This window comes from Streptomyces sp. NPDC045695, assembly GCF_056432025.1.
The window spans coordinates 1-21,648 of sequence record NZ_JBWKJU010000036.1 but is presented as its reverse complement, the minus strand read 5'-3'; the positions used below and the strand labels follow the sequence as shown (position 1 = coordinate 21,648).

Annotated in this window: 19 protein-coding genes and 6 pseudogenes; 15 read left to right on the top strand and 10 right to left on the bottom strand. The window is 68.9% G+C overall.

The window, feature by feature from the left end; genetic code table 11:
* Positions 1-141: 141 nt before the first annotated feature.
* Positions 142-531 (bottom strand): hypothetical protein, encoded by a 390-nt coding sequence (locus AC07DU_RS33230; protein ID WP_360904062.1) that lies wholly within the window; start codon positions 529-531, stop codon positions 142-144.
* A 246-nt stretch (positions 532-777) separates the two neighbouring features.
* On the opposite strand from AC07DU_RS33230, the gene AC07DU_RS33225 reads away from it, so the two are divergent.
* Positions 778-1,152: a hypothetical protein gene (locus AC07DU_RS33225; protein WP_479115612.1), complete on the top strand. Its 375-nt coding sequence runs from the start codon at positions 778-780 to the stop codon at positions 1,150-1,152.
* Between the two features lie 28 nt (positions 1,153-1,180).
* Entirely contained in the window at positions 1,181-1,573 is a 393-nt protein-coding gene (locus AC07DU_RS33220; RefSeq protein WP_479115609.1) for a hypothetical protein, read from the top strand.
* A 1,468-nt stretch (positions 1,574-3,041) separates the two neighbouring features.
* Here the strand turns inward: AC07DU_RS33220 and AC07DU_RS33215 are convergent.
* Positions 3,042-3,257: a hypothetical protein gene (locus AC07DU_RS33215; protein WP_479115607.1), complete on the bottom strand. Its 216-nt coding sequence runs from the start codon at positions 3,255-3,257 to the stop codon at positions 3,042-3,044.
* A 243-nt stretch (positions 3,258-3,500) separates the two neighbouring features.
* Between AC07DU_RS33215 and AC07DU_RS33210 the strand changes: the two genes are divergently transcribed.
* The 4 genes and pseudogenes from AC07DU_RS33210 to AC07DU_RS33195 form a co-directional block, all read left to right on the top strand.
* Positions 3,501-4,607, top strand: coding sequence for a sensor histidine kinase (locus tag AC07DU_RS33210; protein WP_479115605.1), 1,107 nt, complete (start codon positions 3,501-3,503; stop codon positions 4,605-4,607).
* Positions 4,595-5,254 carry a LuxR C-terminal-related transcriptional regulator gene (locus AC07DU_RS33205; RefSeq protein WP_479115603.1) on the top strand — a complete coding sequence of 220 codons (660 nt, stop codon included), beginning with the start codon at positions 4,595-4,597 and terminating at the stop codon, positions 5,252-5,254. The genes AC07DU_RS33210 and AC07DU_RS33205 overlap by 13 nt, the downstream gene beginning before the upstream one ends.
* 522 nt (positions 5,255-5,776) lie before the next feature.
* Entirely contained in the window at positions 5,777-6,457 is a 681-nt protein-coding gene (locus AC07DU_RS33200) for an esterase/lipase family protein (RefSeq protein ID WP_479115601.1), read from the top strand.
* 507 nt (positions 6,458-6,964) lie between these two features.
* Positions 6,965-7,236 (top strand): annotated as a pseudogene (locus AC07DU_RS33195) (IS5/IS1182 family transposase); the annotation flags it as partial.
* Positions 7,237-7,441: 205 nt separating this feature from the next.
* Here AC07DU_RS33195 and AC07DU_RS33190 read toward each other — a convergent pair.
* Positions 7,442-8,824, bottom strand: a complete 1,383-nt coding sequence (locus AC07DU_RS33190; RefSeq protein WP_479115599.1) for a YhgE/Pip domain-containing protein — start codon at positions 8,822-8,824, stop codon at positions 7,442-7,444.
* 137 nt (positions 8,825-8,961) lie between these two features.
* On the opposite strand from AC07DU_RS33190, the gene AC07DU_RS33185 reads away from it, so the two are divergent.
* The 4 genes and pseudogenes from AC07DU_RS33185 to AC07DU_RS33170 all read left to right on the top strand — a co-directional run bounded on the left by AC07DU_RS33185 (position 8,962) and on the right by AC07DU_RS33170 (position 13,181).
* On the top strand, positions 8,962-9,645 hold the full coding sequence (locus AC07DU_RS33185) for a MerR family transcriptional regulator (RefSeq protein ID WP_479115597.1): 684 nt from the start codon (positions 8,962-8,964) through the stop codon (positions 9,643-9,645).
* Between the two features lie 250 nt (positions 9,646-9,895).
* Positions 9,896-10,662 (top strand): annotated as a pseudogene (locus tag AC07DU_RS33180) (DUF6461 domain-containing protein).
* 352 nt (positions 10,663-11,014) lie between these two features.
* Complete coding sequence (locus AC07DU_RS33175; protein WP_479115595.1) at positions 11,015-11,671, top strand: TMEM175 family protein; 657 nt, start codon at positions 11,015-11,017, stop codon at positions 11,669-11,671.
* A 271-nt stretch (positions 11,672-11,942) separates the two neighbouring features.
* Positions 11,943-13,181 carry an alpha/beta hydrolase family protein gene (locus AC07DU_RS33170; RefSeq protein WP_479115593.1) on the top strand — a complete coding sequence of 413 codons (1,239 nt, stop codon included), beginning with the start codon at positions 11,943-11,945 and terminating at the stop codon, positions 13,179-13,181.
* Between the two features lie 141 nt (positions 13,182-13,322).
* Here the strand turns inward: AC07DU_RS33170 and AC07DU_RS33165 are convergent, their stop codons facing one another.
* Positions 13,323-14,075 (bottom strand): transposase family protein, encoded by a 753-nt coding sequence (locus tag AC07DU_RS33165; protein WP_479115591.1) that lies wholly within the window; start codon positions 14,073-14,075, stop codon positions 13,323-13,325.
* Positions 14,076-14,196: 121 nt separating this feature from the next.
* Positions 14,197-14,613, bottom strand: coding sequence for a hypothetical protein (locus AC07DU_RS33160; RefSeq protein ID WP_479115589.1), 417 nt, complete (start codon positions 14,611-14,613; stop codon positions 14,197-14,199).
* A gap of 136 nt (positions 14,614-14,749) precedes the next feature.
* Between AC07DU_RS33160 and AC07DU_RS33155 the strand changes: the two are divergent.
* Positions 14,750-14,972, top strand: a pseudogene (locus AC07DU_RS33155) (IS5/IS1182 family transposase); the annotation flags it as partial.
* Between the two features lie 456 nt (positions 14,973-15,428).
* Here the strand turns inward: AC07DU_RS33155 and AC07DU_RS33150 are convergent.
* Entirely contained in the window at positions 15,429-16,661 is a 1,233-nt protein-coding gene (locus tag AC07DU_RS33150) for a hypothetical protein (RefSeq protein WP_479115587.1), read from the bottom strand.
* A gap of 1,031 nt (positions 16,662-17,692) precedes the next feature.
* On the bottom strand, positions 17,693-17,977 hold the full coding sequence (locus AC07DU_RS33145; protein ID WP_479115640.1) for a hypothetical protein: 285 nt from the start codon (positions 17,975-17,977) through the stop codon (positions 17,693-17,695).
* Here AC07DU_RS33145 and AC07DU_RS33140 point away from each other — a divergent pair.
* Positions 17,945-18,637, top strand: coding sequence for an RICIN domain-containing protein (locus tag AC07DU_RS33140; protein ID WP_479115585.1), 693 nt, complete (start codon positions 17,945-17,947; stop codon positions 18,635-18,637). The two genes, AC07DU_RS33145 and AC07DU_RS33140, sit on opposite strands and share 33 nt — an antisense overlap.
* On the opposite strand, the gene AC07DU_RS33135 is transcribed toward AC07DU_RS33140, so the two are convergent.
* The gene (locus tag AC07DU_RS33135; RefSeq protein ID WP_479115638.1) at positions 18,555-19,094 is read right to left on the bottom strand and encodes a hypothetical protein; all 540 of its coding nucleotides are present in this window, start codon (positions 19,092-19,094) and stop codon (positions 18,555-18,557) included. The two genes, AC07DU_RS33140 and AC07DU_RS33135, sit on opposite strands and share 83 nt — an antisense overlap.
* Before the next feature lie 79 nt (positions 19,095-19,173).
* On the opposite strand from AC07DU_RS33135, the pseudogene AC07DU_RS33130 reads away from it, so the two are divergent.
* Positions 19,174-19,650 (top strand): annotated as a pseudogene (locus AC07DU_RS33130) (IS5 family transposase); the annotation flags it as partial.
* Positions 19,651-19,859: 209 nt separating this feature from the next.
* Here the strand turns inward: AC07DU_RS33130 and AC07DU_RS33125 are convergent.
* Positions 19,860-19,996: pseudogene (locus AC07DU_RS33125) on the bottom strand (YnfA family protein); the annotation flags it as partial.
* A gap of 206 nt (positions 19,997-20,202) precedes the next feature.
* On the opposite strand from AC07DU_RS33125, the pseudogene AC07DU_RS33120 reads away from it, so the two are divergent.
* Positions 20,203-20,508 (top strand): annotated as a pseudogene (locus AC07DU_RS33120) (phage holin family protein); the annotation flags it as partial.
* Positions 20,505-20,936, top strand: coding sequence for a DUF3618 domain-containing protein (locus AC07DU_RS33115; RefSeq protein ID WP_479115583.1), 432 nt, complete (start codon positions 20,505-20,507; stop codon positions 20,934-20,936). The pseudogene AC07DU_RS33120 and the gene AC07DU_RS33115, both read left to right, overlap by 4 nt.
* A gap of 62 nt (positions 20,937-20,998) precedes the next feature.
* Here AC07DU_RS33115 and mscL read toward each other — a convergent pair whose 3' ends face one another.
* Positions 20,999-21,442, bottom strand: coding sequence for a large conductance mechanosensitive channel protein MscL (mscL, locus tag AC07DU_RS33110; protein ID WP_360905469.1), 444 nt, complete (start codon positions 21,440-21,442; stop codon positions 20,999-21,001).
* Positions 21,443-21,648: the final 206 nt, after the last annotated feature.

Below are 21,648 nucleotides of genomic sequence, written 5' to 3'. Positions count from 1 at the left end.
TCCGGCTGCAACATGGAGACATCGTGACCGACCACCACGCTCACCTGCTCGCCGCCATCGTCGAGCTCGGCGGGTAGCTGGAGCTTCCAGCTACCCGTAACGGGCGCTTCAGGGGCGCGGTCATCCCAGAAGGCTGCGCGGTCAGCGCCGGCCGCCGCCGATGCGGCGGTCGTCGGCCAGTGCGGTAAGCGGGCCGAACTCGCGGGCAAGCTGGTTCCACGTGAGAACCTCGCCGCAGCGGTCCGGGAACTCCTTCGGGTTGAACTCGGGCATGGTCCAGGTGCCAGTGCCCCGGTCCCGCAGCCACAGGTCCCCGTCACCGTCGACCACAGTCGGCGGGACCGGTACGGGCTCGGCCTGATCGGTGGGCTCCCAGGTGACCCGGCCGGGGTGGGAAACGCGGCGCAGCTCGGTGGTGGCCAGCCGCGCGGCCAAGTCACGGGTTGACTCTTCGGCGTCCTTGACCGACGTGAGTCGGAATGCGTCGTCAAGTACGGGCAGGGCTGGATTCTTGCTGCGCTTTGAACTCATACGCTGACTACCTCCGGTGGGGGGCGTCACATCCGTTATGGCACCCCGTAGAGGAACACGGTATCCGAGGCGGGAGCCGGGCCGGCTACGACCACTGTCCAGGTGGAGGCGCTGGCACACCGGGCGGTGGGGCTAGGAGCTGTCCGGCCGATCACGTATTGCCCCTGTAGCGTGCGCCTTGGGCCCTACCTGCGATGATCTCTCCGGTGGGCCGACCTCCTCAAGGCGACGATGCCAGGCGGCCTGGTGCGCGACCCGATCCTCGCCTCCCCGGTATGGCCGGACATCGCGGCCGCGATGGGCCCACTCGACGCCAAGGGCATCCACGTCGCCCGGATCCCCCTCGACGCGCACGCCGCCGGAGCGGGCGTCGACCAGGCCGTCGCCGCCGTCACCACCGCGGCCGCCACCGGGGCACCCGCCCCCGCTCCGGCCGCCCCGGCGGCGACCCCCGCGCCCGCCACCGCTCGGCTTCGGCTGACGCCCGTGTGCCCGCACCCGCCGCTGCGCCGGGTACCGCGCCGACTGCCCCGCCCGCTCCTGCGGCGCCGGTGCGGGAGGTCGTCGATCCGTGGGCGCCGCCCGCCAGCGTGGACGCGAAGCGCTCCTGGAGCCCGCTGACCGAGGCCCGACTTGGCCGGCCCAGCGGATGGAGGACGCCGCCGGCCGCGTGCGCCGCTGCTACGGCCTGGACCTTGCTGAAATCTGGCCGCACGTGTGGACGCTGGCGAGCGGTGAGCTGCGCGGTGACATCCAGACGGTACGGGACAATTACGCGGCGGCGGCCCGGCTAGCCGCCTGGGCTTGGGGGTACGCGGCGATCGCAGCCGGCACCGGCTGGTGGCCCGCGGCACTGCTGGCCGCGGCGCTGATACCGATGGCCCGGCGGCGGGCACGCGAGGCAGTCGAAACGCTGGCCACGCTGGCCGAGAGCGCCGTGGACCTGCACGCGCGGGACGTCGCCGAGCGCCTGGGCGTGGCTTGCCCCGACGCCTTCGGCCCCACCACCGCCGCCGAGGTCAACATGATCCTGCGGGCCTGAGGTGACACTTCGGACCGCCTGCCCGGGGCGGCGCCCCAGTCCGCGTGATGCGGAAGTCGCACACGTCGCGCTGGGCTTCGTGGGGTGGCGGCTGACGAGTCTGCGGAGACCAGTGAGCCGCTTCTACGACGGCCGGTTCGGCCGGCCACGGCCGCCACACTGCGGGTGCGAAGGCGCTGGAACTGTTCAGGCTCGCGCATGTCGCGATCGTCGGGGTCGTCAAGGACGTCCTGCCCGAGACACAGGCGCCTGTTAGCGGCCGCCCGGTCCCGGCGGTGTGGGAGGAACTCGCTGACCGGATGACCGCGTTGCTACCAGGACTGCCGCGTCAAAGGCCGCCCGCATCGCCGCGGGGATGACCCCCTCCGCCCACGGCGGGACCCATAGCCACCTTGCTTAAGAGCCAGCTCGTCCCCGGTGGACCGCATTCGGTGCAGGGTGTGACGTTGTCGTGGGAGGTGAGGACGCCCTCGCAGCCGAGGCAGACCCTGCCACCGGGCACCGCCCGCCGCAGCAGGCGTACCCGCTCGCAGCCCAGGCAGGCTGGAGCCTGCACCGCAGGGATCAAAGGGCAGTGAGCAAGGTGATCACACCCTGAACTGAGCGGGGTGCGGCGGACTTGCCGCTGACCAGCGAACATCGTCTTCACCATTCGGACGGGAGCACGTTCTGTCGAACAGCCGGCCGTCGCTTGAACCAGAAGCTGATCAACATCGGAGCCGAACTCGTTAGCTGGCGGGAGCGCTATTCGAACCGTGCGGTATGTGTGGCTCCGGGGCACGGGGCACGGGGCACGGGGCACGGGGCATCAGGCTCGGGCTCACGTCCGATGCCTTCGTGGACTGCAAGACCGTCACGGCAACAAGCTGGACCCCGCAGCCTCCGCGTTTTTCGGAGGGATGATGTAGGGCGGCAACAACTCACAGTTGCGGTGCCCGCATTTGGCTGCCGCTCGGATCCTCGCCGAGGTGCCCGGCCGGTGACCGGCCTGACGAACTGGTCGCGCAGGTCGCGGCGGTCCGGCTAGGGGCGTGTTCCGTCCGCGCCGACATGGGTGCGCGGGTTAGGTCCGGTGCCCCCAGCGCTCGGGGGCAGTACGACCGGGCCGCTTCCGGCCCCCGGCCGGAGCCGTGCCCGCTGCGGTCGGCCGCTGCAGGCTGGGTGCGGCCCGTCAGGTGGTCCTGCAACGGGCAGCCTGCTGAAGCATCGACGGGCAGGAGGACCGGCGAGAAGCGCCGCCCCGGACCTCCGGGAGGATCCGAGTACTGCTGACAGAAGACTGCCCCGTTCGGGGTTCGCTGCTGCGCATGCCGGACGTTGAGCGTACGGGGTGCGTTTCACTCTGGCGGCGACTTTGGTGGTCGTCCTTTTCGGTGTCGCCGCCCCCGGCCAGGACTACCCACCCGCGGGCCAGGGCTTCCTGCGGTGCGCCCTGGCCCCCACACCCGTCCGACCTGCCCAAGCCTTGCTAGTCCCCGCCGCCGAGCACGCCGGCCGTGTTCAGTAGCAACACTGTCGTCGAGACGGCACAGACAAAGGCGACGCCGCCGCGCCGGAACGCCTCGGTGCGCTTGGCGTTGTCGGCCTCGCCCAGGACGCCGATCAGGCTGACGGTCAGCGCTGTGGTGACACCGACGAGGATCACTACGAGGACGAGGAGTCCCTTGAAGACTGAGCTGCCCATGTCCGCCTTCCCTCCCACTTCACTGAGGCCACGCGTCTACGGGACCTGTGGAGCACGACGGTAAGGAGAGACGGCAGGGGGCGTAATCGGCGTGGGGAGGACGTCCCCGCCGCTATGGACCCACGATCCATGGACGGCGAGGGGGTAGCTGTCGGAAGGATGACGCGGCCCGCCCCGGCCCTGCCATGGTGAGGCATGACATCGGAACCCGTCCGAGAAACGGCGCTGGAACGGACAAATCGAATGCTCATCCGCGCCCTGGCCTTTCTGCGGGCCGTTCAGTTCGCCCTCTGGCTGTGGGTGCCCTTCGTCGGTGACGGACTCAGCGCCTACCCGCTCCAAATCCCGGTCTGCTACGTGCTGGCCGCGCTGTTCTCGGCTGCCCTCTTCCGTACGGCGATCCGCCGTGACGAGCTGCCCGGCCGCTGGGTGGCCGCGGACGTGGTGCTGGCCGTCGTCTACTCCTTGGTGGTCAGCCGCTCGTATCCGCCGGTCGAGGCGGCCTCCATCAGCAACTGGGTCATCCCGCCCCTGTGCGGGGTGACGGTGACGGCAGCGATCTACGGCGGCCGCTACCGGAGCGCAGCAGTGGCCGCCGTCATCGCGGCGTGGGTGGTGGGGGCCTGGCCTGCGGTCGGTACGGACAGCAGGCTGGAGCTTTTGACCAACAGCACGATGATGACGCTCTTCGCCGTAGTCGCGGGATTCACCGGCAAGCTGCTGCTGGCCGGGGCGGTAGCCGCGGATGACGCCACGGCGCGCGCCGTGACCGCCGAGAACGCGAAGGCGCGGGCGGAGGAGGAGAAGCGGCAGAAGGTCCTGATGCACGATCATGCCCTGCAGACACTCCAGGTGATCGCCCAAGGCGCTCACACGATGGGTGCCGATAAAGTCGAACGGCTGGCCAGGAAGGATCTCCAGTTCCTGCGCACGATGAGCTACATGGAATCCGGTGCGTCCACTCTCCAGCTCGGCGAGTCTCTGGCCACGATGATCCGCGCACACACGGCGCAGGTGGTACTCGACCGGGTGGAGAGCACCATTTCGACACTGCCGGCGGATCTGCCAGCGGAGGTGGTGGAGGCACTGACGTCCGCCACCTGCGAGGCACTTAACAATGTCGTCGCACACGCGCGAACGGACTGGGTGCGAGTCACCGCGGCCAAGTATCCCCGGGGCGGGATACGCATCGCCGTCACCGACCGCGGCGCCGGGTTCGATCCGGAGACAGCTGACCGCCGGGGTCTGGAGCGCTCTGTCACCGCCCGGCTCGAAGCGATCGGCGGCCTCGCCACCATCAGAAGTACACCTGGCAGCGGAACGACCGTGGAGTTGAAATGGCTTCAGTGATCGAGATCAGTGTGATCGACGACGACAGGATGTTCCGCAGCAGCATCGTTTCGTGGCTGGAAGCGGAGACCGAGATCCGCGCCACTGCCTTTCCTTCCCTGCCTGAATTCCTTGCCACCGGGGCCGCGCCCGGCATCGTCACCCTCGATCTGCATCTCGGTGACAAATCCATGCCCGGCGAGAACGTTCGGGCGCTCACCGCGGCTGGCCACAAGGTGGTGGTGATGACCGTCGTACCTCCCAAGGAGTGGATCGGCGACGTCACAGCGGCCGGCGCAACGGCCTATCTCCTCAAGCCCGAGCACGGCCTGGACACCCTCGTCCAGGTCGTGCGCCAGATCGCGGCGGGCCACGTGCCCACTACAGCCGACCACGCGTTCTGGCTCGCACAGGACGACAGTCCGCCGTCCTTATACCCGCGCGAGGAGGAGATCTTGCGGCTCGTCGGCGACGGCGTGTCCCACAAGGACATCGCGGCGGAATTCGACTGCGCGGTGAGCACCGTACGCACCCACCTGGCCAACGTCCGGCATAAGTACCAGTCGTCTCAGCGGCCGTACAAACGGCCCACCGACTACCGGGACTGGGCTCAGGAACGCACTCTGGACCGCGACCGGCTCGATCCCGGCGCGGGCGGATCCGCCTGAACCGTCGTCGTCTTCACTGGCACCCGGTACAGCCCCGTCATCTCGTCGCAGAGAGGACTTTCGGTCAGGTGGTGCGGCACCGCCTTCGTGCGCACCATTGCCTTCCCACTCCGGGGAGGCCAGATGGACCCTTACGACACTGCGGAGCCGCCGTCAGGCAGATCTGGTGCCAACCGGCTGGTCCGGGCCGTCGCTCTGTCCTCGTGCCGCCGGGGGGCGCGAACAACGCGGCGAGGAGCAGGGGCAGAGACCAGCGGCGCATGCGATCACGCTCCCGCACCCGAGGCCGGCGCCGTGCTGGATCACCACGGCGCCCTCGGCGCAGCCTGCAGGCCGTCCGACGCACGCTCAGGGACACGGGGCAGTGAGGACCACGACCCCTCACAAACGCTACGACGTGGAGCGAAACTGCAGGTCAAAAGCCGGTATCGAATCTTGGAAGACCATTGACTCAACCGGCCTACTCGAAAGTAACCTCCTCTCGCGCCTCCCCCCACTGAGCCGATCACCTAGGGGTACGCCTTGAAGAAATACGTGCTCGCCGCCCTCGTGAGCGCCCTGTTCACGCTCACGTCCGCGGCTCCGGGCCACGCGGCCGGTACATCCACTTTCGGATCCTCCAGCAACCCCATCCTGTTCGTCCACGGATACAGCTCGTCGGGCTCCTACTGGAACACCATGGCGGACGACTTCCGAGCGGACGGCTGGCCGTCGTCGTACCTGGACCAGTGGAGCTACGACTGGCAACAGTCCAACGCCACCACCGCCCAGCAACTGGTCGCCGAGGTCGACCGCCTGCTCGCGGCCACCGGCGCGTCCAAGGTCGACATCGTCAGCCACTCCATGGGCGGCCTGTCCAGCCGCTACTACGCCAAGAACCTGGCCGGCAGCGGAAAGATCGACGCCTGGGTCTCGCTGGCCGGCCCCAACCACGGCACTGACTGGGCCAACGGATGCGCCTACACCTCCTGTCTCGAAATGCGCATCGGGTCCGCCTTCCTCACATCGCTGAACGCCGGCGACGAGACCCCGGGCACCCCGCGCTACGGCACCTGGTGGTCGCCCTGCGACGCGATCATCAACCCGGACAGCAGTGTCTCCCTGAGCGGCGCGAAGAACACCCAGACCGCCTGCCTCAGTCACATCGCCCTCGGTTCGGATCCGACCGTCTACGGGCAGGTACGCGACTTCGTAAATGGCTGAGGCGCCATTCGTCACCGGCCAGTGCGTCCGCCAGTGCCCGGTCGTGACGGGGCACTCCTCAGCGGGCGGATCCTCACCGCCCCATGGCGCCGCCCCATGACACCGTCCAGTCGTCGGGCGAACGCCGGCCCCTTGGTCGTCGCCGGGGCCGGAGGGCCTTCCCCGATCGGGAGGGCCGTCCGGCCGTCCCTGCCCGCCTTGAGCCTCTGCCCCGCGGCCGAAGGGCTGTCGGGCGGGAGGCCGGGGCAGTTCGGCCCACCGCCCTCTACCAAAAGCTCGCGCCTCCACGAGCCTGGACACAGCTGAATGAGACGAGGCCGAGACGCAGCCCGCTTCCAGGCGCTACGCGTGGCCTGCTTGGCCTTTCTTCTCGACCGCCTTTTGCGCGGAACGACATCCGGAGCAATCCAAGTGGTAGCCATCCGAACAGCGGATCCAAAGGGTGTTGCAGATGGCCTGATACGGGGCATCTTGCCTGTTCGGATGGGGCGGTTACGTGCTGGGCCGGTGATCCAGCGGCTTCGCCCGTTGCTGGCATGAGAGCCGGCGTCTTGGCCCGTCGAGGACGTCGGGCGGTTGTGGATCGCGGACGGAACCCTGATCCCGGTCCGCGACCGCACGGTCGGCGCCTTATCCCGAAACTACCGGTTTTCGGCAAACTCGTGCAGGTCATCGTCGACGCCGACCCCCGCCTGGTCGTCGCCTCGGCCCGGCCGGCTCGCGGGAACGAGGCCGACGCCCCCGCCTGGCGGGAGTTGGACCTGCCGACCGCGGCGGCCGGGAGGCGGCCTCGACCACGCCGTCCCAGCCGTCGCCACCATGCACCACCTCGCCATGGCACGGTGAATGACACCCTCGGGCGGCCCTCACCCAGCAGGCCCGCAAAGTGGGCCCGTTCGGCATCCGTGAGGCCCGCCGCTCGGCTGTGCTGCAACGTCCGCACCCCGGCGGCGGCGGGCCCTGGGGGCCGGCCGGCTGAGGCTGTCAGGCCGTGACGGGGGTTGCGTCTCTGGGGGAGTCCGGGGAGTCCGGGGACTCCGGGGACTCCGGGGACTCAGGGGTCCCCGCGGGGGCCGCGGCCTCGGCTTCGGCACCAGGGCGGGGGATGCGGTGCAGTCCCCGACGGTCGTAGAGGTGGGTGACGGCGAAGCCGAAGAGCAGTGCGGCGACAAGGGCGACACCCATCGCGACCCACGCCCGGGTCAGACCCGCGTCGGCCTGGGCTGCGTAGTAGAGCAGGGAGCGCAGGCCCTCGGTGATCTGGCGCAGCGGCTCGAACTCGGCGAGGACGCGGAAGGGACCGGGGAGTGCCTGGACGGGCACGGTGGCGCCGGAGGAGGGGACGGCCATCGCGACGAACACGATGGTGGCCAGCAGCATGCCGGGTGTGCCGAAAGCGGCGAACAGGGTCAGGCTGCCGATGCCGACCACCGCGATGGTGGCGACCGAGTAGAGCCACAGCAGGCCGAGGTGGGAGGCGTCCATGTCGAGGATGCCGACCGTGGCGACCTCGACCAGGGACCCCATGACCACGGACAGGCCGAGCATGAGCGCCATGCCGATGGCCAGGGTGCGGACGCGGCTGGTGTGCTGGACCGGTTCGCGTTTGCGGAAGGGGCCGTAATCGGTGTGCAGGTAGCCGAGTGCGGTGTCGACCTGGGAGTTGACCACGTTGGCGCCGAGCATGCCGCAGACGACCAGGACCAGTGCGTAGTAGAAGGCGCTCAGGCCCATGGCGCTGCGCGAGCCGACGGGGTGGCCGTCGGTGACGTTCACGGTCACCGGGTCGGCCAGCTTGAGCTGGGCGGCCGTCGGGAGCGGGGCCTTCTGGGCGCTGGCCTGCTTGAGGAGTTCCTGGCCGAGCTGGGCGGAGGCTGCGTGAGCGGCCTTCTGGGCAGCCTGGGAGGACATGGAGGAGCCGATGCTGCCGGCGGCCTGGTTGGTCAGCACGGTAAGGGTCGGCGCGGCGGGCAGGCCCTGGGGCGCGGGCTGCGGAGCGGTGAGTCCGGTCACCGTGGCGGAGAAGTCCTTGGGTATGACGAGGGCGCCGAAGACCTTGCCCCGGCCCAGCCGCTTGTCGGCTTCCTCGCGGCTGACGACCTGCCAGTCGATGCTCTTGTCGCCCTCGGCGGCCTTCTGGATCCCCGAGACGACCTGCTCGCCCAGATTGAGGTGGCGACCGCCCGAGTCAACACCGCTGTCGCTGTTCACCAGGGCCACGGGCAGGTCGCGCAGGTTGCCTCTGGGGTTGACGTTGCCACCGACGTAGAGCAGGGCGAACAGCATCGAGACCACGGCGGCGATGAGGCCCGTTCCGACCCACAACCGGGGTCGGCGGAGCACGGAGGGGGGCGTGGGATGAGGCATCGATTCTCCGGTGCGGCTGCTTGCGATTTCGGCACTGGATACTTAAGGTATCCAGTCACTGGATAGTGGCAGTATCTTGATGTGGTGTCCAATCGCCGACGACGGATACCGGACCGCATGACCAGCAGGGAAGCCCTATGAAGATCTCGGAGCTCAGCCGGCGGACCGGCGTGCCGGTCGCCAGCATCAAGTACTTCCTCCGCCAGGGCCTGTTGCCCGCGGGGCGGGCCACCGCCGCGACCATCGCCGAGTACGGGGATGAGCACGCGCAGCGGCTGCGGCTGATCAAGGCGCTGACCACGCTCGGCGGCCTGTCCATCGCCGCGACCCGTGACGTGCTCGGGGCCGTCGCCCAGGCTCACACCTCCGAGGGAGCCCTCGGAGCGATCAGCTACGCCCTGCCGGTGCCGGTGCCGGTGCCGGTGGCGGCCCAGCGCGCCGAAGGCCACGAGGAGGAAAACGAGGCCGACGCGACCGCCGCAGCCGAGGTGGCGGAGCTGCTCACTGCACTGGACTGGCAGGCGCCCGGAACATCACCGAACGTGAAGGGGCTGACGGCAGCGCTGAAGGAACTGCGGAGGCTGGACGCGCAGTACGCCCCGGGCGAGCTCGCCGCCTACGCGAGGCTGGCCGAATCGGTGGCCCGGCTGGACCTGGAACGCGCGGCGGGCCTCGACGACCCGGTGGCTCTGGCCGAGCGGGCGGTCATCGTCTTGGCGATCTGCGCCCCGGTGTTCGAGATGCTGCGGCGTCTCGCCCAGGAAGACCAGGTCCGACGCCGAGTCGCGGGTGACGGCGCCGGGTCCGTAGCTCCCCGGTAGAGCTCGTAAGGAGGGCGGCCGCGGCCGGCCAGGATTCACCTCTGCGCCCTCCGCTCCGTCGCCTTGAGGCCCCCCGCAGCGGGTCACCGTGACTCCACGGCTGCCCGCAACACACGGCAGGCCGCAGGTGAAACCATGCCACTGCTGCGGAGCGTTTTCGTACACCACGGGGGCAGTGCGGCAGTCCTCGACGAGCCCGAGGAGGGCTTGACGCTCGTCTTCAAGAACGCGGAACACCGCATGCGCGGACGTGCCTGCCGCAGGGACTCGCTCTCGCCCCCGAGCGGCGGCCCCCTGCGCGGCGGCCGCGATCGTGAGGCGTGCGAAGATCGCTTCCCGGATCGGCGGAGATCGTTCCCCCCCGCCTGCGGCCGGGTCCTCCGCTGTCGGACGCAGGGGCGAGGACGTGCGGCATGACGAGGACCGGAGCGGACTACGCGTGGTTCGAGAACGACTTTCCAGACATCGGCGAGGCGTACTGCTCACTCTCGTGCGGGGCCTGCCCCCTGCTGAGGTGATATCCCGGCGGGAAGGACGACCGGCGCCTCCCTTGCAGGGCATAGCCGAAGTCGTCGATGCTGCCTTCGCCCAGTACGACCTGGAGGATGGCGCCCGCCAGCTGATCGGCATGACGACTCTCGGCGTCTGGACGCTGCTGATCGAGCCAAACGGCTACCTCGGGGTCACCGAAGAACCAGTCCTGCCAGCCTCCGCCGGGGCGAGCTGGGTCCCCCACTTCGTCAACGTCAACGCCGTCGGCACGTTCCTCTGGGCCGAGGACGAAGTCCTGCGGCCGTGCTTCCACCCATGTTCTCGGAGGACGGCCGGGGCACCACGCCCGACGTACTCCTCGACGTCATGGAGTGGATCGGCTTCCATCTTGAGGAGGAGGCTCCGGACACGGATCTCTCTTCACCGGCGGCGTTCGCTTTGGCAGAGCACCTGACCGGCGTCGCCATCACTCCGGCGCTGCTCCAGGACACGACGTTCAGCTGCGCCACCGTCCAGATCCGGTGAGATCTCCCACCCCCGGGCCCGTGAAGGCGGTCCGCTAAGACAACCTGAAAGCCGCCGTCGCCCGGGCTCTGGGAGGCGTTGCCAGGGCTCGGGTGGGGCGCCTTCGACCAAGACGAGATGTCGTAGACCCGCAGGAGCCGCAGTAGCGGCTCCCATACGGCGAATTCGCATGTCGAAGAGGGCCGGGGAGGTCTCTGATCGACCATGCGCAGACCGTACGCGGAACCAGTGACAGGGGAGCGCCAGGCCGTTGCTTCGGCGCCCCGAGTGACGGCTGGCCGCTGCCCTGCGGGCCACGTTAGCGCACGCGGAAATCACCACATTCCGGGATGTTCAACCCTATGGTGACCTCATGAACGGCCATCAGCCAGTACGTGACGACGAGGGGAGCGCGGCCCGGGTCCTCGCGCTGTCAGACGGCGTCTTCGCCATCGCGATGACGCTGCTGGCACTGGACATCACTCTGCCCGCCGGGCTGAATCCGGCCGGTTTCGAAGAGGCCCTGGGGGAGGTGATGCCCAACCTGTGGGCGTACGCCCTGAGCTTCGTGGTCATCGCAGCGTTCTGGCGGGGCCACCATCAGGTCTTCCGGTACGTGCGGGAAGTAGACGGGACCGTCATCAAACTCGGACTGCTGAACCTGGGACTCATCGCCCTGATGCCCTTTCCCACCACTCTGCTGGCCGAGTACGGGGACCAGCCGCAGTCGGTGGCCGTCTATTCCGGCGCCGCGGCGGCCATCGGGGCCGCACAGCTGTCGCTGACGGTCGTGCTGTGGAAGCGCCCGTGGCTGAGCAGCGCGGCGATGCCCGATCCCGTGGCGCGCAACGATGTGCTGGATTTGGGGTGGATGGTCCTCATCTTCGCTCTCGCCGTGCCGCTCGCCTTCGTCTCCCCGACGGGCGCGCAGCTGTGGTGGGCGGTGCTGGTCCCGGTGAAGGTGGCGCTGGGCCGGCGCGGCAAGCGCCTGCGCGCGGCCACCCAACCGTCTCGCCCCTCGGCCGGCTGAGGCGTCCAGGTGCTGCCATACGGAGGAAGAAGGGGTGTCGCGCACAAGGGGAACGCATGTGCAGCTCCTACGTTCGGCTGGCATGACGTACGCACCGAGTGATCGCCCCTCCGGCCCCACCCGTCGCACCGCGCTTGCCGGGCTCGTAGGCGGAGCCGGGGCCGTGCTGGCCGCCGGGTGCACGCCGTCGGGCGCTTCACCCGCAAACGCGCCCGCACGCGCCCCCTCGCAGTCGGCCTCCGACGCCGCGGGCGGACCCACACCCGGGGTGATGACCCTGTTCAAGGACCCGGCCTTCAACTTCAACGGGCTCTTGGCGCTCGGCGGCTCCGGTTTCGGCGCCGCCGATGTGGGCGAGGTACTCACCGCCGTGAACACGATCAACAAGGCCGGCGTGTCTGCCCAGACGTACTCCGAGACGTTCAAGAAACTCGGCGATCAGGTCTCGGAGCCGCCCCAAGGCGGCAAGCCGGACCAGGAGACCACGCGCTTCCGTGCCCTGCGGGCCGCGCAGTACTACGGCCAGGCGCTGTTCTTCGTCCTCGGCTCCGACGGCCCGGGCAGCGAGGAGCAGCTGTACAAGGCCGGGCGCGGCGCCTGGGACGAGTTCTGCGGGCTGTGCGACCCGGCGCCGGTGACGGCGAACGTCCCCTACCAGAAGACGCCGCTGCCCGTGTGGTTCTTCCGGCCTGACACCTCCGGTGAGCGACGCCCCACCGTGATCCTCACGAACGGCAGCGACGGGCAAGACGTCGACATGTGGACCTACGGCGTCTCGGCCGCTCTGGCGCGAGGCTGGAACGCCCTGGTGTACGACGGGCCGGGCCAGGGGCAGCTGCTCTTCGTCGACCAGGTGGTCTTCACACCGCGCTGGGAGACCGTCGTGACGCCGCTCGTTGACTGGCTGGTCGCCCGCCCGGACGTGGACACGGACAAGATCGCCCTGACCGGACTGAGCATGGGCGGGAACCTGGCGCCTCGGGCCGCGGCCTTCGAGAACCGGATCGCCGCTCTGGTGGCGATGCCCGGTTGTTTGTCGCCGTGGCTCGGCTTTCCTCCGGAACTCCGGAAGATCGTCACCCCGGACAAGGAGGAGACGAACGCCATCTGGAACAAGGAGGTCGTCCCCCAGCTGCCTCCGGCCGCGGCCGCGACGATGAAGAAGCGCGTCGAGCCCTTCTCCGTGCCGGCAATGCTCGACGCCCGCAAGGGCAAGATGTTCACCGACTTCTGGACCCCCGCCAAACTCGTCGAGTCGCTGGACGTCACGAACGTCGTCGGCCGAATCAAGATGCCCACGCTGGTTCTGGACTACGACGACGAGCAGTTCTATCCCGGCCAGCCGCGCCAGATGTTCGACAAACTGACGGCTCCCAAGGACTACGTGAAGCTCACCAGGGCCACCGGCGCGCAGTTGCACTGCTCCCCGATGGCCCCACAGCAGCACTGCGATGTCGTCTTCGACTGGCTGCAGGAGAAACTTCCCAGTAGCGGCAGCGGTCGCGGCTGACAACCGGCCGATGGGAATACCGCTTTCGGTGATTTCCAGTGGGTAGGCGGGCCGGCCCGGGGCAGCCGGGAGGTCGCGGACCGGTCAGTGGGCCGGCCCGAGCGCGCGGTGCGGGAAGGTAAGGAGCCTTTTCCATCTTGATCAGGTGGCGAGTTCAAGTGCGACGACGGCACGGACGACGGCTGTGATCCGGGTGGTGCTGCAGCGGAGCTTCCGTAGGAGCCGCCAGCATTTGAGGGTGGCCATGGCACGTTCACCGAGGCTGCGGATCCTGGCATGGTCGCGGTTGTGACGCCGGCGCCAGCCTTGCAGGTTCTTGCCCCGGAACGGGACGCGGACAGCAGGGCCTGCGCCCTGATATGCCTTGTCCGCCCAGCACTTGCTGTCGTCGGCGGTCAGGGCGGCGGGAATGCCGTGGGTCCGGGCCGCGGTCAGATCGTGAACCGCTCCGGGTAGTGCGTCCGAGGCCCAGATCAGACGGCCGGCTGGATCCGCGAGGACCTGCACGTTCACCCCGTGGTGCTTCTTCTTCCCGGAGTAGTACGGCTGGTCGGCAGCGATGCGGTCGATCGGCAGCACGGTGCCGTCGAGGATCACGTACGCCTTCTTCCGCACGGTCGTCATGGCCTGTTCCAGTGTGGGCGCGAAGGCGGCCAGGAGGTCAACGGCCTCGCGTATATACCGGTAGGCCGTCGCGATCCCGACGCGGAATCCCGCTGCGAGGCGGGCGTAGGTGTCACCGCAGCGCAGGTGGGCCAGGGCGAGCAGGGCCTGCCGGCCGCAGGTCAGGCGACGCCACCGGGAGCCGATGCGACGACGGTGACCTGCGAGAAGACCGGAGAGGTGTTGCAGGGTGCGGCTGCACAGATCGATACCGGACGGGTAGACAAGCACGCGAGAGCTCCTGGCGGACTGGTGATCTTGGTCGTGAACCCGTCTACCAGGAGCTTTCTTCATGCCCACCGCCGGGGGCGTCCGTCCAACCACCCGTCAGCTTGGAAACGGCTCAGTGGGCTCAGTACACCCGCGTGCAGCCGATGCGGGTGCAGTACTCCCGGGCCAGCCCCCTGTCATTCTCGTCGTACATCGTGATGTAGACGCCCACGACGCCGCCCGGCTTCGAGATAGTCAGCGGTCCGATGAGGGTCGTGTTCGGCCCGCCTGCGTACGCGTACGGGCTGCAGAGGAGGCCTGACGTCGTGCTGCCGTTCACCCCAACGGCGCAGGCCCGGCGGCCACCGCTCGCCGCGTGGACGGTGCCGGACACGCTGGCGGTGTACCCGTCGGTGAAGTGGATCGTTCCGGCTGTGGTGCTGTTGCCGTAGGCCATGCCGAAGGGCATGTCCACCGTGTTCACGGTGGCTTGCGCTGGCGCGGCGAAACCGATAGCCGCCATCACGGCCGCAACTAACACCATCAGAAGCTTACGCATGACTCTTCCTCTCCGTCGGACGAACAGGGAGCAACAGGAGCTTCAACCATGCCAGTTGTGACCGGCCGTGAACATGCCATTACGCGCCTGCGGGTGCGATGTTTCCGCCTTCATGACAGTGATTTTCCAAGCTGACGGTGCTGACCGCGCCGGCGGCCCCGTCCGCGTACCGTTTCGGGGCCGCGGCTTCAAGCGGTGGAAACGCCCCCGCAACACCACCCACGCCAAGATCCGCTGTGTCGGTGAGCAGGCCATGGCTCCTCAAGGGATGGCACCTCCTGCGGAAGCCCCGCCGCAGCACCAATCGAATCACCGATGCGGTGAAGGCCGTCCTCGTCCTTCACCACGCATCAACGTGAGGTTGGAAAAAGCTCAAGGATTTCCCATTACGTTTGCCAAGGCCGCCGGGAACGTGGGGGAGCCCGGGAAAGTGATCCCGGCGCTCGTGGCTGCGGCGGGTGAGATCCTGAACGGATGCACGAGACGTCCGCTGTTCTGGCGACCGCTCGGTGGCCGCTGACCACGGCTGGGGAGACTGATTGGCTGCGGGACCTGGCCGACGATGACGGGCTCACCGGCTTCATGCCGCCGGCACTGCCCGACGCCGCCTGGGTGCTCCACTCCATGTACGAACACGAACTCGGTCCCACCGACATGTCCTACGTCGCGTATCAACGAGCCGTGCTGAATGGCGGCGGGCCCGAGATCATCCCGGGCCTCGACCCCGCGGACGTGCTCGAGGGGACGCCGGGTGAGCCCCGCGGCCCCCGTTGGCGCCGGCTGCGCTGGGCGGAGCTCCGGAAGGAAGCCCGCGGTCACATCGTGGGTTGGCGCCAGCGGCGGGGGAGGAGCCGGCGCCAGCTCCACCTCGCCCAAGTCTGACGGGCCGGGACGCGGGGAAGGGGTTCCGCCGTGCTGCGGGTGGGTTCAGAGGCCTGGGTCGGGACAGGGGCGGGTGCGGCGGGCCGCACCGGCGTGGTCTTTTCGCGGGCGGGTGCTGCGGGGAGGGCTGTGTCGAGGGTGAGCTGCACGGGCGAGCTCGGGGTGGGGTGGTTGCGGTCATGGGCGGCGCGGGCGAAGGCGCGGCGGTGTTCTTCACGGCGGCGTTGGGATGCGGCGAGGGCGGCCATGAGCCGGTGTGCGGGGAGGGGGCGGAAGGCGGGCTGGGCGAGGGTGGTGAGGGGGAGGGGGATGAGGCCCCACCAGGCGGCGCCGGGTTCGGGGTGAGGGTGGGAGATGGTCCAGTCGTGGGCCCAGCGGGCGGTCGGGCCGCTCCAGTCCTCCCCCGCGCGGGCGAGGTGGGTGACGGGGCGGCCCCCGTAGGGGAAGTGGAGCCTTTCTCCGGCCAGCCAGAAGACCTGGCTGCCCGCGGCGTTGACGACCCGTTGCTCGCGGGTGGGACGGATCTTGTCGTGGACGGTGGGCTCGCCGGAGATGCGGACGGTGTGGGTGCCGGCGTAGTCGAAGGCGTTCGGATCGTCGCGGTCGTAGATCCACCAGTGCGCTGTGTGATCGCCATAGTGGGCGCGGGCGGCCTGGAGACGGCTTTGGGCGGTGGGCTGGTGCAGGAGCCGGTGGGGGTGGTCGATGACAGCGAGGTGGCGGCCGCGGCGCAGGACGAGGGCGGGCGGGAGGGCCCAGGCGGATCCGGCGAGGGCGGGGTCGATTTCGACGTGGATGGTGATGGCGGGCAGGGCGAGGCTGAGGCGGTCGTGGAGGGTGAAGGCTCGGGCGAGGTCGGCCCGGATGGCGGTCGCATGGGCGGCGGGGGCCTTGCAGCGGTCGGGGTCGGCGCCGCCGACGTCGTGACGGAAGCGGGGGGTGAAGCCGGATTCGGTGGTGGCGGCCGCGGCGAATATGAGGGCCTTGCCGCAGGCGCAGCAGCGGTAGCGGCCGTTGTTCTTGCCGCGGGGGAGGCGGGTGGGGGCATCGGGTTCGCGGCGGAGATCGATGATCCGGCCGTGGTCGGTGGTGTCGATGGCGTATTCGCTGAGGCGGGGGAGGCGCGGGCGGGACCGGGTCGTGGTGTGGGTGCTGGGGCTGGACATCGGGCGGCTCCTGGTGGCGGGGGCGTGCGGTGGTGAACGGGGCGGTGCGTGGTGGTGTGGAGCCTGACGCCCTGCTGTGTGTCCGGCACTTTGTCCGTAGCCTTCCTGCAGGTGAACTCCGGACAACGAGCCCTTTGTCCGGGACACGGCCGGACAATGCCGGGGGGCGGGAATGGCGGGTGGCAAGGGGCGGGGTCGGGTATGGGCGCCGCTGCGTGCGGAGTCCGAGGAGGCCGGGGAGTTAGCCCGGTTCCTTCGGCACCTGATGGACTTACAAGGGGTTATGGTGCGGGCGTTGGAGTCGGGGGTCCCGTACGCGCGGTCGACTATCAGCGACAACCTCACGGGAAAGGTGCCGCCAAAGCAGTTCGTGGAGGCTGTCGTCAAGGCGGTGGTCTTGGAGCCTCGCAAGCAGGCTGTCGATCTGCGTAGGGCCCTGGATCTGTGTCAGGCCGCCCAGACTCCGTCGGCCTCGGTCGTCATCCGCCCGGCCCCGGGCGCTGGTACCGCGCTCGCCCTGGCGGACAAGACCTCGGACCGGCTGTACGAGGTGATGGACCGCCTGTCCAGGCCTCCAGGGAGGCCCAGTTCGCTGCCGGGGCGACACAGCGGGCAAGCCAGGACAGTGATGGCCGTAAGCAGGGGCTCGCGGACACTTTGCGCGGTGGCGGCGCGGCCCCGGCTGGTCATGGGGCAGTTCGCGGCCCGGCGCGCCAGCCGCCGTGCATGACGACTCCCGAATTGCTTCCACAGGGGATTCCCAGCACTCTTGAACTAGAGAACAAAAGCGCCGTCGCAAGCTGGCGGCTCAGCGAGCCTTGGAGAGCACTCCCGAGCGTTGAGCGTGCATAACCGGCAGCTGTCATTACCTTGCCACCCCTAGGTGGCCGCTGCGTTGGCGATACAAGCCGTACGCCCCAAAGCGCCCCGAGCCGGGGGTCTGCTTCGTGAGAAAAATCGGGGTCGGCCTGCTGCAAAGTCGCTCTTGACGCCCGGGCAGGCTGCTTGCCCTTCCGAGGGGGCCGCACTCATCAGAGGTAACGGGTGTACAGAATTCCCAGCGGAAGTACGTTGCCCTGCCGCAGGGATAGCGTGCGCCGTCGTTCGCTCGGCAGATGGCAACGACGACGCTCTTCGGTGAGATCGGCAACGACAGGCTTGAGGGCAACAGCGGCAACGACTATGTGCATGGTGGGGAAGGTGCCGACAAGTGCCGCGGCGAACGAGAAGTGCACTGTGAGCGGTGAACTACCGCGTTCCTCATAAGATGTCGTCGCATTTGGATGGCTGGGTGGGCTGTCGTTCGTGGTGGACATCTTGACAGGTGGGAGAGCCAGATGAAGATACAGGCCAGGCGTCTTGTAACGCCCACCGCCGCGATCACACTCTTCGCGGGCGGATTAATCGCGCCGAACACGGCCACAGCCGAGGACCAGTACTTCTACATCGTCAACCAGAGCACCGATATGGTGGCAGAGGTATTCGCCCACAGCCAGGCCGAAAACGCTTGGGTGGCCCTGTGGCCGAACTACGGCGGCGAAAGTGAACAATTCAAGAAACAATTCACGAACAGTGGTTGGTTTTTCCTGATCGCCAAACACTCCGGTAAGTGCCTGTCGGGCTCGACCGCTGATAGAAGAGAAGGGCTTGTGGTCCAAAAGACGTGCGACAGCGAGGATAGGACGAGCCTTAACCTGGCTCAGCAGTGGAAGACGCGATCTATAGCCAAGACCTCGGACGAGTGCGGGAACCCTAACCAGTGTTTCGGTGGATCGCGAACCATCCTAGACAACAGGTTTTACAGGTACAGGTGCCTGGACGCGGCCAACGCGAAGGCTCCCACTCCACCCGTAAAGGGCACTGCACTGCAAACGTGGCGATGCGTGAACAAGTTCAGTGCATGGAATCAGGCGAACCAAAACTGGGAGCTAGTACGAACGCAGGACTGGCCTCCCCCAGCCTCCGACGTGCGGTAAGCGTGAGCCGCGACGGCGCCGTAGCCTCTTCGGCGCCGCCGCCGCAGGCCGCGCCCTGCATGCCCACGCCCCCGGCCAAGACCCGCGCACTGTCCAAACGCAGCCGATCGCAAAGTCCCTGGCCGCCGACCAGGCCTTCGCGCACGACGTCCTGGACCCGGCCGAACACCGCCGAACGCTGCTCGATCTGGCCGAAGAGGTAGCCGCCCGCCTGCGCGACGGACGGCAAGCCGCAGGCGGACTGGTCCTGTCCGTCCGCTACGCCGACCGCAGCACCCGCAGCACCCGCACCGAAGCCACCGCCCACACCCGGCCGATCACCACCGCCGACGAGCTCTATGACCTGCTCGCCCTCCAGCGCACCCGAGTCCGGTCCATCATCCTGCGCGCAAACGACGTCTGACCGGCGAGCGAAGCTTTCGACCTGCAGGACGTAGGCCAGGCCGCGGTCTTCCAAACGTGCCGGAAGCCGGCGTTCGCTCCGTAATCAGTGTCCGGCACGCCGCCGGAGCCCGAAAAGGGGGCCCTGGACCGGCGAGGCACTCGGACGCTCCCGCGGCGGACTGAGCACGAAAATCCACCTCGCATGCGACGGACATGGCCAGCCTCTCGCGTTCATGATCACCGGCGGCAACGTGAACGACTGCACGCAGTTCGAGCCGGTCATGGCCCGCATCCACATCAAACGGTGCGGGCCCGGACGGCCCCGGACCCGACCCGTGCGAGTGGTCGGCGACAAGGGCTACTCGTCCCGCAAAGTCCGCGCCTACCTGCGGAAACGCGGCATCGCCTGCACGATCCCGGAACGTGTCGACCAGATCAGCGGACGCCTGCGACGACGCGAGAGCCTGTGCCGCCTGGACCGTGAGGTCTACCGGCGGCGCAACGTCGTCGAGCGCTGCTTCAACCGGCTCAAGCAGAACAAGGCCCTCGCCACCCGCTACGACCAACGAGCCCGCCACTACAAAGCCCTGGTCACCCTCGCCTGCCTGCGGCTATGGCTCCTCAACTGACATTGCGGACACCCCCTAGCACCCGGATGGGGACCGGCTCCGGCTCGGGGGCGGAGGACGTCGTCATGCCTCCACCGTACGGACAGGTGCCTGTGACTTTGATCGATGGTTGGCGCGGCTGCGAGAAGCTCCTAGGCCAGCGGGCTTTGCTGATTTAGTTGGACCCAAAGCTGCGCGCTAGCTGGCCGATCCGGGACGGCCGGGCGGGGTCAGTTCCCGCGAGGTGCGTACATGATTGCGGCCATGCCGGCGAGGCAGACCAGGGCGCCGATGATGTCGTAGCGGTCGGGTGGTAGCCGTCGGCGATCATGCCCCAGGCGATCGATCGGGCGACGAGGATCCCGCCGGGTGAAGGCTCGGCAGTCGTTGCGGTTGCCGCAGCGGCAGGCTGACCGCGACCACGAGTCGACTGTTGGCGTCGATCACGATCGCGGTCGACGGGCGAGGGGCCGACGTGATCCCCCCTTCGAGGGCCCGGACGTGCGATCCATCCACGGAGCATGGCCACAAGCAGCACTCGGTCGTCCAGGCCGAGCCGCCACGGACGGCCGCGCTCGGGCGGAGATGACCCAGAAGGGCAAACGCTTCGGTATGGGCGGCGGCCTGTTCGGCGGCGCCGGCCTCGTCGGCATCCTCGCCGCGCAGGCCTCGGTCGGCGCCGTGATCGCAGCCCTCGCCCTGCTCTTGCCCGGGTGGGCGTCGGCTCTGATCATCGCCGCCCTGCTGGCGGAGGTCGCCGCGGTGATGGCCGCTGCCGGGAAGAAGCAGATCGCCAAGACCGGCACCCCCGCGCCCGAACAGGCCATCGACAGCGTCAAGGCCGACGTGGCCGAGATCAAGGAGAAGACACAACGATGACTGATCAGCCCCAGGGCGAGGAAGCCGCGCCCACACCTGAGGAGCTGAGCGAGCAGGTCGCGCACACCCGTGAGGAGCTCGGCCAGACCGTGGAGGCGCTGGCGGCCAAGGCCGACGTCAAGGCGCAGGCCAAGGAGAAGGCGTCGGAGATTAAGGAGCAGGCAGCCGAGAAGGCCACTCACGTCACCGGCCAGTTCCGCCAGAAGGCAGTGCGGGCCGCTCAGGTGGTGAAGGACAAGACGCCCGACCCGGTGCTGGACAAGGCGGCTCGTGCCACGGCGCAGGTCCGTGACAGCGCGGCACACGCCGGACACCTTGCGGCGGAGAAGACACCGGACGCGGTCCGCGAGAAGGCCGAGATGGCCGCGACGACGGCGAAGGCCAACCGCACCCCGCGCAGGTCCCTCTACCCGCGCCACAGGGGCTGAGCGCCGGCGCCGTGAGCCCTGCTGAGAGGCCGCGACACGTCGTGCCCCGCATTTGCTTCGCGTCAGCCGACACGCTGTGTCTCGGCACCGGCCTGGGCGGGCACGTCGGGCAGCGGGACGGTGCAGGACGCGCAACGCCGGGCCTGCGCGGGGACGGGGCTGAGGCATTCGGGGCAGTCGCGCTTGGGTGCCTGGACGTCCTGGTGGGGGGCGAGGCGCTCGTGGAGCTTGTTGATGGGCAGGACCACCAGGAAGTACAAGGCGGTCGCCAGCAGGAGGAAGCTGATCGCCGCGTTGATGAAGGCTCCGTACGGGAACTGGGTGGCGCCGATGGTGAACGCCTTCTTACTCATGTCCCCGGCTACTCCCGTGGCTAGCCCGACCAGCGGGGTCAGGAACGCGCCGACGAAGCCGTTGACCACGGCGGTGAAAGCGGCGCCGATGACGATACCGACGGCGAGGTCGACGACGTTGCCGCGAAGGATGAAGCTGCGGAAGCCTTTCACCTGGGACTCTCTCCTCTGCAGACCCCTGCCATCAGGGTGGCGGGCACGAGACGGCCTACGGTGGCCGTCCCACTCCCTTCGCGGGTGCCCTGCGTTTGGTCGTCGATGCGCTCTAGGTCCTGTCGTCAAAGTGGCGCCGGTCAGGCCCGCGGTGTCCGGTGCCGTGCATCGCAAGGCGGAGGGGCGCCCGAGTACTGGACGTACTC

Excerpts from the sequence above, each read along its gene's own strand:
- AC07DU_RS33230 (WP_360904062.1), bottom strand. The coding sequence starts at position 531 with ATGAGTTCAAAGCGCAGCAAGAATCCAGCCCTGCCCGTACTTGACGAC.
- AC07DU_RS33220 (WP_479115609.1), top strand. The coding sequence starts at position 1,181 with ATGGAGGACGCCGCCGGCCGCGTGCGCCGCTGCTACGGCCTGGACCTT.
- AC07DU_RS33215 (WP_479115607.1), bottom strand. The coding sequence starts at position 3,257 with ATGGGCAGCTCAGTCTTCAAGGGACTCCTCGTCCTCGTAGTGATCCTC.
- AC07DU_RS33210 (WP_479115605.1), top strand. The coding sequence starts at position 3,501 with ATGCTCATCCGCGCCCTGGCCTTTCTGCGGGCCGTTCAGTTCGCCCTC.
- AC07DU_RS33205 (WP_479115603.1), top strand. The coding sequence starts at position 4,595 with ATGGCTTCAGTGATCGAGATCAGTGTGATCGACGACGACAGGATGTTC.
- AC07DU_RS33190 (WP_479115599.1), bottom strand. The coding sequence starts at position 8,824 with ATGCCTCATCCCACGCCCCCCTCCGTGCTCCGCCGACCCCGGTTGTGG.
- AC07DU_RS33185 (WP_479115597.1), top strand. The coding sequence starts at position 8,962 with ATGAAGATCTCGGAGCTCAGCCGGCGGACCGGCGTGCCGGTCGCCAGC.
- AC07DU_RS33175 (WP_479115595.1), top strand. The coding sequence starts at position 11,015 with ATGAACGGCCATCAGCCAGTACGTGACGACGAGGGGAGCGCGGCCCGG.
- AC07DU_RS33170 (WP_479115593.1), top strand. The coding sequence starts at position 11,943 with ATGACCCTGTTCAAGGACCCGGCCTTCAACTTCAACGGGCTCTTGGCG.
- AC07DU_RS33160 (WP_479115589.1), bottom strand. The coding sequence starts at position 14,613 with ATGCGTAAGCTTCTGATGGTGTTAGTTGCGGCCGTGATGGCGGCTATC.
- AC07DU_RS33150 (WP_479115587.1), bottom strand. The coding sequence starts at position 16,661 with ATGTCCAGCCCCAGCACCCACACCACGACCCGGTCCCGCCCGCGCCTC.
- AC07DU_RS33140 (WP_479115585.1), top strand. The coding sequence starts at position 17,945 with ATGGCTGGGTGGGCTGTCGTTCGTGGTGGACATCTTGACAGGTGGGAG.
- AC07DU_RS33145 (WP_479115640.1), bottom strand. The coding sequence starts at position 17,977 with ATGTCCACCACGAACGACAGCCCACCCAGCCATCCAAATGCGACGACA.
- AC07DU_RS33115 (WP_479115583.1), top strand. The coding sequence starts at position 20,505 with ATGACTGATCAGCCCCAGGGCGAGGAAGCCGCGCCCACACCTGAGGAG.